Source organism: Pseudonocardia bannensis, from assembly GCF_012911875.1.
GTDB lineage: Bacteria > Actinomycetota > Actinomycetes > Mycobacteriales > Pseudonocardiaceae > Pseudonocardia > Pseudonocardia bannensis.
Window position 1 is genome coordinate 1 of record NZ_JAAXKZ010000139.1, and the last position, 15,183, is coordinate 15,183.

A 15,183-nucleotide genomic window follows, 5' to 3' on the forward strand; every position below is an offset into this window, starting at 1 on the left:
GGGGAGGGGTCAGGGGGTGAGGCCGGCGTCCTGGGCGGCGATGGCGGCCTGCGTGCGGGACCGCAGGCCCAGCTTGGCCAGTACCCGGGACACGTGGGTCTTCGTGGTCGCCTCGCTGATCACCAGCTCGGCGGCGATCTCCGCATTGGACAGGCCCCGGCCCAGACAGGCCAGCACGTCGGTCTCCCGCGGGGTCAGCTCGTCGAGCCCGGGTACCGCCGCGCGCGGCGCCGTCCTGGCCGCGGCGAACCGGCTGATCACCCGGCGGGTGATCTCCGGCGCGAGCACGCCGTCGCCCCGGGCCACCGTCCGCACCGCGTCCAGCAGCCGCGGCGCGTCGACGGACTTGAGCAGGAATCCGGCCGCGCCCGCCGCCAGTGCGGAATCGACGTAGTCGTCGAGGTCGAAGGTCGTCAGCACCAGGACCTGGCAGCGGTCGGCCTCCATCAGCCGTCGCGTCGCCTCGATCCCGTCCACCCCGGGCATCCGGATGTCCATCAGCACCAGGTCCGGGCGGAGCGTGTCGGCCATCCGGACGGCCTGGGCGCCGTCGCCCGCCTCGCCGACGACCTCGATGTCCGGCGCGGCGTCGAGGATCATCACGAGCCCGGTCCGGATGGCCGCCTGATCGTCGGCCACCACCACGCGGATCGTCATCTCCGGTCCCCTCCCGTCCCGGCCACCACGGGTGGCCCCGCCGCCGCAGCCGGGTCCAGCGGCAGCTCGGCACGTACCCGCCAGCCGTCGCCGTGCGGTCCGGCCGCCAGCCGCCCGCCGACGGCGTACGCCCGTTCCCGCAGCCCGAGCAGCCCGGTCCCGGTGCGCGGTCTACCTCGGCTTCACCGTCGCCTTCGGACACTCGATGGTGCGCTGGGCCGACGCCCGCACCGCTTCGCCGGCGGCCCCCCGCCGCCGCGCCCGCCGCGGTACGGCCCGGCGAAGGTCGCCCACGAGTGGCGGGAGTGGGGCAAGGCCGCGGTGGCGTGGGTGATCGCGGCGGGGGTGATGGTGGTGATGTCGTGGGTGGCCGGCGCCGGGATCCCCGCCCCGCTCGACTGGTCCGGCGACCCGCTCTGGAGCTGGGCGGCGCGGATCGGCGGGATCGTCGGGATCTGGCTGGTCACCTGGCCGGTCTGGACGACGCTCGCCCCGCCGCGGGCACCGGAGGCCGATCGTGTCCGGGCCTGACGTGAGGAGCCGGATCGGCGCGCTCGACGTGCTGCGTGGCGTCGCCATCCTCGGCACGTTCGGGGTGGGTGATCGGGCTGTGGGCCGGGGTCTGCGGGCTGTCCATGGTGCTGGCGAGCCGCTGGCTGCGGCGCTTCGACCGCGGACCGCTGGAGATCGTGATGCACCGGGCCTGCGGTGCCCGGCTCACCAGATCCGGATCCGCTGCTCGGCCGGCCGGAACAGGCGGTCGGACTCGATGACCCCGAACGCCTCGTGGAAGCCGGGCACGTTGGTCACCACGCCGTTGGTACGGAACTGCCCGGGGCTGTGCGGATCGGTGAGCAGCCGCTGCCGGACCGCGTCGTCGCGCGTCTTCTGCCGCCAGATCTGCGCCCAGCCCAGGAAGAACCGCTGCGGGCCGGTGAACCCGTCGATCTCCGGAGCCGGTGCGCCCCGCAGGCTGTGCCGGTAGGCGCGCAGGGCGACGGCCAGCCCGGAGAGGTCGGCGATGTTCTCGCCGAGCGTGAGCTCCCCGTTCACCGTCGCGCCCTCCAGCGGCGAGTAGGCGCCGTACTGGGCGACCAGGCCGGCGGTGCGCTCGGTGAACCGTTCGAGGTCCTGCGGCGTCCACCAGTCCCGGAGATTGCCCGTACCGTCGAACTTGCTGCCCTGGTCGTCGAACGCATGGCTCACCTCGTGCCCGATGACCGCGCCGATCCCGCCGTAGTTGACCGCGGGATCGGCGGCCGCGTCGAAGAACGGCGGCTGCAGGATCGCGGCCGGGAACACGATCTCGTTGAGGTTCGGGTTGTAGTAGGCGTTGACGGTCTGCGGCGTCATCAGCCAGACGTCGCGGTCAACCGGCTTGCCGAGCCGCGCGATCTCGCGCTCGTGCTCCACCTCGGCCGAACGCAGCTTGTTGCCGACCAGGTCGTCGCGGCGGATCTCGAGGGCGGAGTAGTCCTTCCACTGCTCCGGATAGCCGATCTTGACGGCGAGCGAGGAGAGCTTGTCGCGGGCCTGCGCCTTCGTCGGCTCGCTCATCCAGTCCAGCCCGTCGATCGAGCGGTGAAACTCGGCGATCAGGTTGGCGACCAGCTCGTCCATCCGCTCCTTGGACTGCGGAGGGAAGTGCCGCTCGACGTATCGTTTCCCGACGGCCTCCCCGAGGGTCTCGTTGACCAGGGCGACGCCGCGCTCGGCACGCGGCCGCTGTTCCTGCTGGCCGAGCAGGGCGCGCCCGTGGAACTCGAAGTACGCGTCGGCGAACCGGGCGCTCAGCGAGGACGCGAGATGGTCGATGAGGCCGAACCGCAGGTAGGTCTTCCAGTCCTCCAGCGGCACCGTGGTGAGCGCCTGGCCGAGCGCGGCGAGGTAGTCGGGCTGGGCGAGGAGCATGTCGGGCGCGCTCACCCCGGCCGCGGCGAGGTAGCGCGTCCAGTCGATGCCCGGGGTCGCGGCCCCGGCCTCGGCGACCGGGAACTTGTTGTACAGCGAGATCGGGTCCCGGTTGGCCGTGTTCGTCCGCTGCGCCTCGGCCAGCCGGGTCTGCAGGTCCAGCACGCGGGTGGCCGCCGTGTCCGGGTCCGCGATCCCGGCGGCGCGCAACTGCCCCGCCGCGTAGGCGCGGAACTTCTCCCGTAGCTCGACGTAGCGGTCCTCGGTGGACAGGTAGTAGTCGCGGTCGGGCATCGTGAGCCCGGCCTGGTAGGCCATCGGGATGTAGGCCGTGGCGTTGCGGTAGTCCTGCTCGACGTCGAGCTCGACCGGGGCGGGCAGCCCGAGCCGGGCGCGGTGGCCGAAGTGGTCGACCAGGTCGTCCGGGCCGGCGATCCGGTCGATCGCGGCCAGCTCTCCGGCGAGTGGGCCGGCCCCCAAGGCCTCGAGCCGGGCGGTGTCCATGAAGCCGGCATAGAGGTCGGCGATCTTCTGGGTCTCGGTTCCGGGCTCGTCCGGCGCCGCTTCGGCGTCGTCGATGATGTCCTGGACGTGGGCGGCATCGCTCAGGATGCTGAACGTGCTGTAGGTGGACCGGTCCGCGGGGATCTCGGTGCTGCGCAGCCAGCCGCCGTTGGCGAATGCGAACAGGTCGTCCTGGGCGCGGACGTCGCGGTCGAAACCCGCCAGATCGAGGCCGGAGACGGCCGGTGGCGCGCTGGTCGTGCAGGCGGCGGTGAGGGCCACCGCCGCGACGAACGCGAGACTTCCCGTGACCCGGCCCACGCGGCACGACCTTAGCCAGGATCCGGCTCGCCGGGCCCACACAGCCGGGCGAACTTGCCGGCCGGAACCGCGACCGGGCGCGCATGGTCGGCGCACGCTTCGGGAACGACTTGGGCATGACCGCAGACGACGACGTGCGCACCGGCGGCGATCCGCCCGTCCTCGCGGGGCGCTACGTACTCGGCGCGGTGATCGGGATCGGTGCGTCTGCGGAGGTCCATCGGGCATGGGACCGGGTGACCTGCCGGGCCGTCGCGGTCAAGCTGTTCCCCGCGCGGGCGTCCCTGCGCGACCGCAGGCGCCAGCAGCAGGAGATGTACACCCTCGCCCGGCTGCACCATCCCGGTCTGGTGGTGCTGCACGACGGCGGGGTCGAGGACGGCCGGGCCTTCGTGGTCACCGACCTCGTGGAGGGCCGGACCCTGTCCGAGCGGATCGCCGAGGGCCCGCTGCCACCTGACGTGGTCCGGGAGCTGGGGGCGCGTCTCGCCGACGCGCTGGCCCACGTGCACGCGGACGGGATCGTGCACCGCGACGTCAAGCCGGGCAACGTGCTGCTGGGCCACGACGGCCGGCCGCGGCTGGCCGACTTCGGCATCGCCCGTGCCCTCGACGAGACCGCCGTGACCGAGACCGGGCTCGTGGTGGGCACGGCCGCCTACCTCGCACCGGAGCAGGTGCGCGGCGTGGTGGTCGGGCCGGCCGCGGACGTGTACGCACTCGGGCTGGTGCTGCTCGAGGCGCTCAAGGGCCGGCGGGAGTACCAGGGCTCCGCCGTCGAGTCGGCGCTCGCCCGGTTGCACCGCGCACCGGAGGTCCCCGACGGGATACCGGCCGAACTGGCCGCGGTGCTGCGCGCCATGACCGCAACCGAACCCGCCCGGCGGCCGTCGGCCGCGGCGGTCGCCGAGACGCTGAACGCGCCACCGGCCCGGGCCCGGGCACTGGTCGGCGGGCCCGCACCGGTCGGTGCACCGGTGGCCGGCCCGCCCACGGCCGGTCTGCGGCGTCCACCGCGCAGCCGGCTCGCGCGCCGACCGGCTCGCGTCGCGCTGGCCGGGCTGATGCCCGCGCTCCTCGCCGGGGTCGTGGCGGCCATGGTGACAGCGGGGACGCCGGGGGCGAGCCCGGCTCCGGTGGAGGCGGCCGTGCCCGCCGCCGCACCGCGCGACCCGGGGCCGATCCCGGCCGCGGTGCCGGGGCGAGTGGCGCCGACCCCCGTCACGGTGGCCGGACCACCGGTGCCGGCCGAGCCGGAGCGGGCGCCCGCAGCCGTCCTCGTCCACGCGCCGACCGGCGACGTGGTGGGCGACGATGCCCCGGGCAGCGCCGCCGTCGAGACCGCCGACCCCATCCGGACGAGCGACCGCGGCCGGTCCGACGGGGGAACCGGTCCCCGCGCCGGCCGGGACGGGCATGAGGCCGTGGACCCGCCGATCGAGAACCCGCGCCCGGACCCGGACCCGGACGCGGACCCGGACGCCCCGCCCGCGGACCCGACCGGGCAGCCGGCCCCGTCCACCGAGGACGAGAGCCCGCCGGGAACGCAGGACCCGGACGCGAGCCGGGGCGACGGCGCCGAGGACGACGCCTGACCGTCAGGCGTCGATGACGAGCCAGCCGCCGTGGTGCTCGGTCACGGTGTACGGACGTCCGCTGCGCTCGCCGAGGGCGGCCAGGACGTCCGCGTCGAACCGGCGCACGTGACCCCAGGTCGGGTTCGGCTCGTCCTCGTAGGGCACGGCGACGACGACGCGGCGCCGGGCCAGCCGCAGCATCTCCTCCAACACCTCCACCCCGGCCTGCTCGTCGAGGTGCTCGAGCAGGTGCACGGCCAGCACGGTGTCCGCGGACCCGGAGGGCCGCGGCACCGAGCGGGCGTCGGCGACGACGGCGTCCAGTCGCCCGGCGTCCACGCCGAGCCGCGGCGTCGTCCGGCACAGCAGACCGATCGTGCCCGGCGACAGGTCGACCGCGGTCACCCGGTGCCCCGCCGCGGCCAGCCGCAGCGACAGGAACCCGAAGCAGCACCCGAGCTCGATGACGTCCGGGCCGACCGTGAGCGCCGCCGCGCGCTCGTGCACCGGCTTCAGCTCGGCGTTCGTCCCGCCGGGGACGGCGGCCCCGCACAGCGCGGCCATGGTGTTGCGGTAGAAGGCCAGCCAGGCGTCCTCGGGATCGACCGCCGTCGACGTCACCACGGCGACGAACGCGTCCTCGAACGCGGCCGGGGCGAGCAGCCTCCGCCGGACCAGCGTGCGGTCGAGCCAGCCGGCCAGGTCGTTGTCGAGGCGATCCAGATCGATCATCATCGGCCGATCAGTTCGCCGGCCATCTCGTTCGTGGTGGCCTCCAGGCCGGTGAGGTCGCGGACCACCCGGACCCGGTCGCAGTACTCCGCGTAGGCGGGCAGGTCGCAGCGGCCCAGGCCCCAGGAGTACCGCGGCTCCGGGGTGAGCCAGATCGTCTCCCGGGCCCGCCGGGTGATCTCGATGAACGCCTCCATGTTCGGGTCGTTGCCGTTCCCACGGCCGTCACCGAGCACCAGCACCGTCGAACGCCGGGTCACCGCCGACCCGTGCTCGTCGAGGAACTGTCCGAACGCGAGCCCGTAGTGCGAGTTCGCGTCGACGTCGAGCAGGTCGCCGCCGAACACGAGCCCGAGCGCCTTCTCCACGGGGTGGTCGGCGAACAGGTCGGTGATCTCGACGAGATCGGACACGAACGCGAACGAGCGCACCTGGCCGAACAGGTCCTGCAGGCCGTGCACCAGGTGCAGGGTGAACCGGGCGGTGGCCCGCACCGACAGCGAGACGTCGGCCAGCACCACCAGGCGCGGCTTGTCCTCGGCCCGGCGCACCGTGACGGGGTTGAACGGGATCCCGTCGTAGCGCATGTTGCGCCGCATCGTCCGTCCGGAGTCGACCCGGCCCTGAGGGGACACCCGGCGCCGGTGGGTCAGCGCGCCGTGCAGGGTCTTGGCCAGCCGGCGCAGCGAGTCCTCCAGCTGCATCCGCTCGCTCTCGCCGGCCCGGTCGACCTCGGCGACCCGCTGGGCGTCCTCGTGGCCGCCGTCGACGATCCGCTGCTCCAGCTCGAGCAGCCGCTCCAGGTGCTCCTTGATCGCCTCGGGCAGGTTGGCCAGCACGCCCGTGAGCCGGCGGCGCAGCGCGGCGGCGTCGTCCTCGGTACCGGCCTCCTTCGCGACCTCGTCCTCGGCCGCGGTGAGCCAGCCGAGCAACGCCTCCTGCTGCGCGACGGACAGGTCGGCGTCGACCTTCGTCCCGGCGGCGGTGGAGATGTCCCCGGGCAACCCGGCGCCGGAGAGCCGGTCGGTCTCGATCTGCACCCGGTTGCCCTCACTCGCCTGGCTGACCGTGTTGTCTTTCGAGAAGACGATCTCCTCGGTCATCGCCGCCAGGTCGATCTTGTTGGCCTCCTGGTGCAGGTTGTACTGCTGCGCGAGGTCCTCCGGGTCGAAGAAGTCCCGAATGTCGACGGGCTTGCCGTGGCTGTGGCCCTGCTGGGGCGTCTCGCTCGGCTCCTCCGACAGCGTGAAGTCCTCCAGGGTGCCCTCGTCGGACATGTCGCCGTGCCCGTGGCCGTGTCCGTGCCCGTACTCCTCGCCGCCCACCTTGACCAGGGCGAAGAACGCGCTGAACACCTCGTCGTAGGTCGGGTCGTCGCGCCGGTCCTTGATCAGGGCGACGCGCAGCGCCTCCCGGAGCACCTCCCGGTCGGCCAGGATCCCCGGCTGCCCGGCGCAGTGCATCGCGTCGACGGCCTCGGACACCGAGATCCGCACGCCACGCAGACGCAGCAGCCGGACGAACCGGTGGATGCTCGCCTCCATTACAGCGCCCGCTTGCGGCCCAGCCCGAACGAGCGGCTGCCCTGGCTCGACGTCACCTTGCGCGCCTTGGCGGGGGCGTCGGCGGCGGTGTCCTTGGCGTACTTCGGCGTTCCGTAGGCGCCCTCGCCGTGCCGGCCGGCCTGGTCCCGGGCCGCGCGCACCTCGCGGCCGTCGACCTCGGCCGGGTCGTCGTCGTGCTCGTGGCCGTGCCCGTGTCCGTGGCCGTGCCCATGGCCGTGCCCGTGCGCCTCGGGGATCTCGGCGTTCGGGTCGACCAGCCGGGGCAGCGCGTCGAGGGCCTTCTTGACGTCCTTGTCGTACTTGACGACCACCGAGACGGTGTCGGAGAGGATCTGCGCGTTGAGCTCGTCGACGCCGAGCACGGCGAGCGTGCGCGCCCAGTCGATCGTCTCGGAGATGCTCGGCGCCTTGCGCAGCTCCAGCTGGCGCAGCCCGCGCACGACGTTCACCAGCTCCTCGGCGAGCGCGTCGGACAAACCGGTCTTCTTGGACCTCACGATCTCGAGCTCGCGCTCGGCCGCGGGGTAGTCGAGGAACAGGTGCAGGCAGCGGCGCTTGAGCGCGGCGGCGAGGTCGCGGGTGTTGTTGGAGGTCAGCAGCACGTAGGGGCGCCGGTCGGCGGTGAAGGTGCCCACCTCCGGCACCGAGATCTGGAACTCGCCGAGGGTCTCCAGGAGCACGGCCTCGAGGGCCTCGTCGGCGCGGTCGACCTCGTCGATGAGCAGCACGACCGGCTCCGGGGACCGGATCGCCTCCAGCAGCGGACGCGGGGCGAGGAAGCGCTCGGAGAAGAACACGCTCTCCTGGGCGCCGATCCGCTCGACGGCTTCGTGCAGGTCGGGGGCGTCGGCGACGACCTGCCCGATCTTCTCGCGCAGGATCTGGGTGTAGAGCAGTTGCTTGCCGTAGTCCCACTCGTAGAGGGCCTTGGTCTCGTCCTGGCCCTCGTAGCACTGCAGCCGCAGCAGCCGCCGGCCCGTGGCCGCGGCCAGCATCTTGGCCAGCTCGGTCTTGCCCACCCCGGCCGGGCCCTCCAGCAGCAGCGGCTTGTCCAGCCGGGTGAGCAGGAAGACGGTCGTGGCCAGCCGGGTGTCGGCGATGTAGCCCTGCTCGCGCAATGCGTCGACGACGGCCTGCACGGACTCGAACTCGTCGGTTGTCAGGAGGGCGTCGACGGCGGCCACGGCGTCGGCGTCGACGCCGGTGGACTCGAGCGGGGCGGGGGCCTCGGGCACTGCTGCGCTCCTTCGTTGCGGTCGATTGTGCGCCGTACGCGCGTGAGCGGCGAGCGGAGCCGGCTGCCCCGCTCGCCACCCACTGGTGAGCATCAGCTCAGGAGGTCGTCCAGGTCGCCGTTGATGCAGTGGTCGACGACCGGGCGCACCGTCTCGAAGGTGCACTCCTTGGGGTTGCCCGGCGTGCACGCGTCGCCGAGGACGTGGTTGGTGATGCGGTCCACGTCGGCGGCGTCGCCGACGATCGTGGGCTGGTTCTCGTAGTACTTGGTCGGGCCCTGACCGAGCCGGTTCTTCGAGTAGGTGTCCTGCTTGACGTCGATGAAGCGCTCCGGGATGCCCACGTCGCGCAGCAGCCGGATCGCGGCGGCGAGCGCGGCCTCGGCGGCCTGCACCTTGGTCATGCCGTGGGTGTCGACGCCCATCGCCTCGGCCATGTCGGCGAAGCGCTCGTAGGCCACCGGCATGTTGAACGCCCAGACGCGCGGGAGCGCGATGGCGTTGTTCAGGCCGTGGTGGGTGTCGTAGAACGCGCTCACCGCGTGCGAGATCGAGTGGATGATCCCGAGGCCGCCGGAGTTGAACGCCTGGGCGGCGATGTACTGCGCGTACATCATGCCCTCGCGGCCGGCCAGGTCCTGGCCGTTCCACACCGCCTGGCGCAGGCTTTGCGCGGTCAGCTTGACCGCGTGCAGCGCGTTGCCCAGCGACGGCTGGAAGTTCAGCCGGGAGACGTAGGGCTCGGAGGCGTGCGCGAGCACGTCGAAGCCGCACTGCGCGGTGTAGTCGATCGGGCAGTCATAGTAGAGCACCGGGTCGTCGATGGCCAGCGAGGTCACCGACGCGTCGTCGAACGCGACGTACTTGTGCGGGTTGTCGGGGTCGGTCGTGGTGTCGGTGATGACGTAGGCCCACGACGTCTCCGAGCCGGTGCCGGCCGTGGTGGAGACCGCGATGTGCGGCGGGTTCTGCGGGTTCTCGGACTTGTTGAAGCCTTCGAACTCGTTGACGTTGCGACCGTCGTGCGCCACCGAGACGCGAGCGCCCTTGCAGGCGTCGTGGCTGGAGCCACCGCCGATCGAGACGAAGCTGTCGCAGTTGTTCTGCTGGTACAGGCCCACAGCGTCCATGACGTTGTAGTCCTTGGGGTTGGACTCGACCTTGTCGTACACGACGACCTCGAGCCCGTGGTACTTCATCGACTCGACGATCTTGTGGACGATGTCGGTGCCGCGGAGGCCCGAGGTCATCACGAGCGTCTTCTTGAAGCCCAGCTTGAGTGCCTCGGGACCGATCATCTCGTGCGCTCCGGGGCCCATCAGCGCCCTCGGGAACGGGTGGAACTCCTTGATCGGGAACGGCTTCAACAGCTCGTCGACCTGCATGGCAGCCCTTTCTGGTGCAGGTGGGTGGTCAGGTGGACGGTAGGACCAGTGTGGCCCCGGGCACAGCGAAACCGTTCGCTGGACGGGGCAGGACTGTCCGGTCGGGCAGGTGCTCCCGGCACGGAGCGGTGGGCCGGACGGATGCGCCGCATGCCGGGACCTGCGTCGCGGCGCAGGCCGGGGGCCCCGGCCGGCTAGCCGATCGGAGGGGGCGCGGCGTCCCGGCTCGCCGTCGCACGCTCGCCCACCTCGGCGAAGCCACGCCGGGCGTACCAGTGCCGGGGCCAGTCGTCGGCGGCCGCGTCGAGCACGACGAGATCGCACCCGGCCCGCCCGGCGATGGCCCGGGCGTCCTGGACGAGCGCGTCGCCGTGGCCGCGCCCGCGGTGTGCCGGATCGGTGGTGACCTCGTCGAGCATCGCCGTTCCGCCGTCGATCTTCAGCAGGCAGGAGGAGACCACCGCGCCGCCGTCGCGCACCGCGAGATACCGCAGGTCGATCTCCGGTTCCTCGAGCCGGTACCGGTCGACGAGCTGCGCGACGTCGGTGTCGGACACGCCGTGCAGCTCACGGCGCCACATCGCGACCCAGGCCGGCTGGAGCGTCTCCAGGTCGACCTGCTCGACCCGGCCGCTCGCACCGCCGCCGGCCGGCGCCGCCATCGTCACGAGCCGCTCGATCCCCCAGCCGCGCTCGCCGAGGCCCGCCGCGGCGGCGCAGCCCCGGCCGGTGAGCATCGCCCGGCGGTGAGCCAGACCCGCGCCGCCGAGGACCCGGTCGGCCTCGGCCGCGACGTCGGCCGCGGACACGGCCTCGGTGATCAGCAACTGGTTGTGCTGGCGGGAGCCGGGCACGGCGGCGGTGAGCACGGCGACACCGCCGAGCACCGGGACCTCCCGGGTCGCCACCCGGCGCAGCAGCGAGGGCTCGAGTACCGCGGCCCGCAGCGCCGTGTCCGCCGCGGCCGGCAGGAGTGCGGGCTCGTCGAAGCCGCCGTCCGGGCGCGGGCGGTAGGGCAGCACCGCGATCACCGCCGTCACCGGCACCGCGCCGTAGGCGTGCGGGAAGCGCAGCTCCGGCGGGTCGGTGGGCAGCCCGGGTTCCCAGCGGACCGGGACACCGGCGCCGGTCAGCGCATCCGGGTCGATCGCGAGCAACAGCACGTCGTCGCGGCCGCGGAAGATCCGGTCGGCCGGCAGCGTGACCTGTCGGCACGTCGAGAGGTGCACGAACCCGGCGTCGGCGAGCGAGGGCGGGGCCAGCTCACCGGCGGCGCGGGCGGCGGCCCAGTCGGCGGTGGTGCACAGGTGCAGCAGGGTCCGGGCAGGTGTGGACGTCACCCCGGCAGTCTCGCGCCCGGCGACCGCCGGTAGCGCTCCTCTCCGATCGGGCGGGCCCGCACCCCACCGCGGGCAGGATCTCTTGCTTGTTGGCACCCGGTGCCAATATGGTTCGGCCCACCCACCGCAATGACAGTGATGTCCCAGGAGGAAGCATGGCGCCGGTCGAGCAGCACGAGTCCGCCACCGAGGAGCCGGTCGTCGAGGAGACCCTCGTCGAAGAGGTCTCGATCGACGGTATGTGCGGTGTCTACTGAGCCGTCCGCGGCGACTCCTGCCGTGAACGCGGCACCGGCCGGCCCGGGCCCGGACTTCGATCCCGGGTCGGCCTACCGCTGCAGTCCGCAGGTGGCCCTGCGCCCCGAGCCGTTCGGGGCGCTGGTGTACCACTTCGGCACCCGAAAGCTGTCGTTCCTCAAGACGCCGCAGCTCGTCGAGGTCGTCAAGGGCCTCGAGCACCATCCCGACGTGCACTCCGCGGTCGCGGCAGCGGACGTCGAGGAGTCGCAGCGTCCCGCCTACCTGCGTGCGCTGGCCGGTCTGGCCGCCTCCGGGACGATCGAACCGAACCCCGCTCCGTGACCGCGCGGTGGTGCCCGGCCGGCACCGCCGCCGGTTCACGGCCCACCACAGTGGAGTGCACGTGAAGCTGGTCGACCACTTCCAGTACGGCTTGAACTCGCCGATCTGTCTGACGTGGGAGCTCACCTACGCCTGCAACCTGGCGTGCGTGCACTGCCTGTCGTCCTCGGGCCGGCGCGACCCCCGCGAGTTGACGACCGCCGAGGCCAAGACGGTGATCGACGAGCTGCAGCGGATGCAGGTCTTCTACATCAACATCGGCGGCGGCGAGCCGACCGTGCGCAGCGACTTCTGGGAGCTGCTCGACTACTCGATCGACCACAACGTCGGGGTCAAGTTCTCCACCAACGGCATCAAGCTCGACAAGAAGCGGGCGGCGCAGCTCGCCGCGACCGACTACGTCGACATCCAGATCTCCCTCGACGGCGCGACCGCCGACGTCAACGACCACGTGCGCGGCCCCGGGTCGTACGACACCGCGATGCGCGCACTGGAGAACCTGGCCGAGGCCGGCTTCGGCCAGCCGAAGATCAGCGTCGTGATGACCCGGCAGAACGTCGACCAGCTCGACGAGTTCAAGGCCATCGCCGACAAGTTCGGGGCCCAGCTGCGGATCACCCGGTTGCGGCCGTCGGGCCGCGGTGCCGACGTCTGGGACGAGCTGCACCCGACCGCGGCCCAACAGCGCCAGCTCTACGACTGGCTGGTCGCCCGCGGCGACAACGTGCTCACCGGGGACTCCTTCTTCCACCTCTCCGCCTACGGCGAGGCGCTGCCCGGGCTGAACCTGTGCGGCGCGGGCCGGGTGGTCTGCCTGATCGACCCGGTCGGCGACGTCTACGCCTGCCCGTTCGCGATCCACGAGAACTTCCTCGCCGGCAACGTCCGCTCGCCGGGCGGGTTCCAGAAGGTGTGGGAGAGCTCGGAGCTGTTCACCGAGCTGCGTCAGCCGCAGACCGGCGGCGCCTGCCGGTCGTGCATGCACTACGACTCGTGCCAGGGCGGCTGCATGGCGGCCAAGTTCTTCACCGGCCTGCCGCTGGACGGTCCGGACCCGGAATGCGTGCGCGGCTTCGGCGAGCAGGCGCTGGCCGCCCGCGACGGCTCGACCGTCATCCCCCGCTCCGACGTGGACCACAGCCGGTCGGCCCCCGCGCCGCGCAAGCCGAAGGGCGGGCCGGTCCCGCTGACGCTCACCACCCGGCCCGACCGCGCGTGCGAGACCAGCCCGCTGGCCGGGTTCGGTGCGTCGCCCACGGACTCCGGTCTGCGCGTCCCCGTCGCCGGCAGCTAGCCGGCCGGAACGCCGACATGGCTCCACGACGACGTCGGGGCCGGGGGTCCGGCCGCGTCATGGCTCCACAGCGCGGGGACCGGGGGATGCCGGGTTGCTGACGGATTCCTTCGAGGTGCGCGGGCGTACCGCGTCCTCCCGGGTCCTGTTCGGGCCGCACGAGACCAACCTGGCCCGGCGGCGGGAGATCTCCGACCGGCACGTCGCGTACTACGCGCGGCGTGCCGCCGGCGGGGCCGGGGTGATCGTCACCGAGGTGGCGTCGGTGCACGGCTCGGACTGGCCGTACGAGCGGGCACCGCTCGCGGTCGACGCCGTCCCCGGCTGGGCCGAGGTCGCCCGGGCCTGCCGGCCGCACGGCGCGCTGGTGCTCGCCGGGCTCGGCCACGCCGGCGCCCAGGGCTCGTCGGCCTTCGGCCAGCAGGCGCTGTGGGGGCCGTCCCGGGTGGCTGACGTGGCCAGCCGCGAGGTCCCGATGGAGCTGGAGCAGCCCGAGATCGACGAGCTGGTCGCCGGGTTCGGCGAGGCCGCTCGGCTCGCCGCCCGGGCGGGCCTCGACGGCGTCGAGATCAACGCGGGCCAGCACTCGATCCTGCGGCAGTTCCTGTCCGGGCTGACCAACCAGCGTGGCGACGGCTACGGGGGGCAGGACAAGGACCGGCTGCTGCGCGAGGTGCTGGCCGCGGTCCGCGAGGGCCTGGACCACGACAGCCGGGACGACCGGATCCTGGGCCTGCGGATGTGCGCCGACGAGATGGCGCCCTGGGCGGGCATCACCCCCGAGCACGCCGCCGCGACCACCGCGGCGGTGGCCGGCTCGATCGACTACCTGGCCGTGGTCCGCGGCTCGGGCATGTCCGTGCCGTCCACCCGCCCCGACCTGCACACCGAGCCGGGCTTCAACCGCGAGCTGTGCGCCGGGGTGCGCTCGGGGCTGCGCGCGGCCGGGTCCGGGCTGCCGGTGGTGCTGCAGGGCAGTGTCGTCGACCCCGCCTTCGCGCAGGCCGCCCTCGACGACGGCGTCGCCGACCTCGTCGAGATGACCCGCGCGCAGATCGCCGAGCCGAACCTGGTCGCGCTCGTCCGGGCCGGCACACCGGAGCGCATCCGCCCCTGCACGCTGTCCAACCAGCGCAGCTCCGTGCGCGACAACCGCAACCCGATCGTCTCCGACGAGGCCGAGCCGCGGTCCGGGCACGAGACCGAGGACGCGGCCGTGGAGGGCACCGACGCGCACCCGCGCGAGGTCCTCGTGGTCGGCGGCGGCCCCGCGGGTCTCGAAGCCGCCCGGGTGCTGGCCACGCGCGGGCACCGGGTCCGGCTGGCCGAGCGGACGACCGCCCTCGGCGGGTCGCTGCGGCTGGCCGCGGCGGTCGGGGGGCGGGCCCGGATGGGGCTGCTCATCCGCTGGTGGTCCGACGAGCTCACCCGGCTCGACGTCAAGGTCGAGACCGGCGTGGAGATCGACGAGGCCGACCTCGACGCCGCGGCCCGCGACGGTGTCGCGGTGCTGCTGGCCACCGGGTCCCGGGCGGGGCCCCGAGCGTTCCCGGTGTCCGACGGGGTCGAGGTCCGGACCGTCGCGGAGTTCGAGCGTGCGGTGGTCGAGACCGGGTCCACCGAGGCCGCGCTGGCCGGCCTGCCGGCGGGTGCCGTCGTCGTCCACGACCCGATCGGCGACTGGACCGGCGTCGGGGTGGCCGAGCAGGTCGCCGCGGCCGGCCGCCCGACCGCGATCATCAGCCAGGACCAGGTGGCCGGCACCCAGCTCGCCCTGACCGGCGACCTGGCCGCGGCGAACACCCGGCTGCAGCAGGCCGGCGTCTCCCGCGAGCTGCGTTCGCTGCTGCGCGCGGTCGGCGGCGGCACGGCCACCCTCGAGGACACCTACACCGGTGAGCGGCGGGAGATCGACTGCGCGGTCCTGATCGACTGCGGTCACCGGCTGCCCGAGGACTCGCTGTGGGCCGCGCGCCCGCAGCACCCGCGGGCCGGGGACTGCGTCGCCCCACGGACCGTTCACGAAGCGGTGCTGGAGGGCCGGCGCGCCGCGCTCGCCATCGGCGCCGCGCACCGTGCC

At 73.4% G+C, this 15,183-nt stretch carries 14 protein-coding genes; 7 read left to right on the forward strand and 7 right to left on the reverse strand.

Features of this window, described 5'->3' with window-relative positions; translation table 11 throughout:
- Positions 1–9 precede the first annotated feature (9 nt).
- Positions 10–657 carry a response regulator transcription factor gene (locus tag HF519_RS25650; protein ID WP_169415567.1) on the reverse strand — a complete coding sequence of 216 codons (648 nt, stop codon included), beginning with the start codon at positions 655–657 and terminating at the stop codon, positions 10–12.
- A gap of 162 nt (positions 658–819) precedes the next feature.
- Here HF519_RS25650 and HF519_RS25655 point away from each other — a divergent pair, with 162 nt between their 5' ends.
- Positions 820–1,188, forward strand: a complete 369-nt coding sequence (locus HF519_RS25655) for a hypothetical protein (protein WP_169415568.1) — start codon at positions 820–822, stop codon at positions 1,186–1,188.
- A 104-nt stretch (positions 1,189–1,292) separates the two neighbouring features.
- Positions 1,293–1,430, forward strand: coding sequence for a hypothetical protein (locus HF519_RS25660; protein WP_246245176.1), 138 nt, complete (start codon positions 1,293–1,295; stop codon positions 1,428–1,430).
- On the opposite strand, the gene HF519_RS25665 is transcribed toward HF519_RS25660, so the two are convergent.
- Positions 1,375–3,393: a M13 family metallopeptidase gene (locus tag HF519_RS25665; protein WP_312860346.1), complete on the reverse strand. Its 2,019-nt coding sequence runs from the start codon at positions 3,391–3,393 to the stop codon at positions 1,375–1,377. The two genes, HF519_RS25660 and HF519_RS25665, sit on opposite strands and share 56 nt — an antisense overlap.
- A gap of 116 nt (positions 3,394–3,509) precedes the next feature.
- Here HF519_RS25665 and HF519_RS30640 point away from each other — a divergent pair, with 116 nt between their 5' ends.
- On the forward strand, positions 3,510–4,988 hold the full coding sequence (locus tag HF519_RS30640) for a serine/threonine-protein kinase (RefSeq protein ID WP_211170575.1): 1,479 nt from the start codon (positions 3,510–3,512) through the stop codon (positions 4,986–4,988).
- A 3-nt stretch (positions 4,989–4,991) separates the two neighbouring features.
- On the opposite strand, the gene mftM is transcribed toward HF519_RS30640, so the two are convergent.
- The 5 genes from mftM to HF519_RS25695 all read right to left on the reverse strand — a co-directional run bounded on the left by mftM (position 4,992) and on the right by HF519_RS25695 (position 11,227).
- Positions 4,992–5,705 carry a mycofactocin oligosaccharide methyltransferase MftM gene (gene mftM / locus HF519_RS25675; protein WP_169415571.1) on the reverse strand — a complete coding sequence of 238 codons (714 nt, stop codon included), beginning with the start codon at positions 5,703–5,705 and terminating at the stop codon, positions 4,992–4,994.
- Positions 5,702–7,246 (reverse strand): VWA domain-containing protein, encoded by a 1,545-nt coding sequence (locus tag HF519_RS25680; protein ID WP_169415572.1) that lies wholly within the window; start codon positions 7,244–7,246, stop codon positions 5,702–5,704. The genes mftM and HF519_RS25680 overlap by 4 nt, the downstream gene beginning before the upstream one ends.
- Positions 7,246–8,451, reverse strand: a complete 1,206-nt coding sequence (locus HF519_RS25685) for an AAA family ATPase (protein WP_169415578.1) — start codon at positions 8,449–8,451, stop codon at positions 7,246–7,248. Before HF519_RS25685 ends, HF519_RS25680 begins: the two co-directional genes overlap by 1 nt.
- A 143-nt stretch (positions 8,452–8,594) precedes the next feature.
- The gene (gene mdo, locus HF519_RS25690) at positions 8,595–9,887 is read right to left on the reverse strand and encodes an NDMA-dependent methanol dehydrogenase (RefSeq protein ID WP_169415573.1); all 1,293 of its coding nucleotides are present in this window, start codon (positions 9,885–9,887) and stop codon (positions 8,595–8,597) included.
- Between the two features lie 194 nt (positions 9,888–10,081).
- A complete protein-coding gene (locus HF519_RS25695; RefSeq protein ID WP_169415574.1) occupies positions 10,082–11,227 on the reverse strand; it encodes a GNAT family N-acetyltransferase in 1,146 nt (381 codons plus the stop codon).
- 155 nt (positions 11,228–11,382) lie between these two features.
- On the opposite strand from HF519_RS25695, the gene mftA reads away from it, so the two are divergent.
- From mftA to HF519_RS25715, 4 genes are all read left to right on the forward strand, one after another.
- Positions 11,383–11,484, forward strand: coding sequence for a mycofactocin precursor MftA (gene mftA / locus HF519_RS25700; protein WP_169381510.1), 102 nt, complete (start codon positions 11,383–11,385; stop codon positions 11,482–11,484).
- A 22-nt stretch (positions 11,485–11,506) separates the two neighbouring features.
- Complete coding sequence (gene mftB / locus HF519_RS25705; RefSeq protein WP_169415575.1) at positions 11,507–11,809, forward strand: mycofactocin biosynthesis chaperone MftB; 303 nt, start codon at positions 11,507–11,509, stop codon at positions 11,807–11,809.
- A 61-nt stretch (positions 11,810–11,870) separates the two neighbouring features.
- Positions 11,871–13,103, forward strand: coding sequence for a mycofactocin radical SAM maturase (gene mftC, locus HF519_RS25710; RefSeq protein WP_169415576.1), 1,233 nt, complete (start codon positions 11,871–11,873; stop codon positions 13,101–13,103).
- A 94-nt stretch (positions 13,104–13,197) separates the two neighbouring features.
- Positions 13,198–15,183, forward strand: a 1,986-nt coding sequence (locus HF519_RS25715; protein ID WP_169415577.1) for a mycofactocin system FadH/OYE family oxidoreductase 1, incomplete at its 3' end; no start/stop codon positions are given.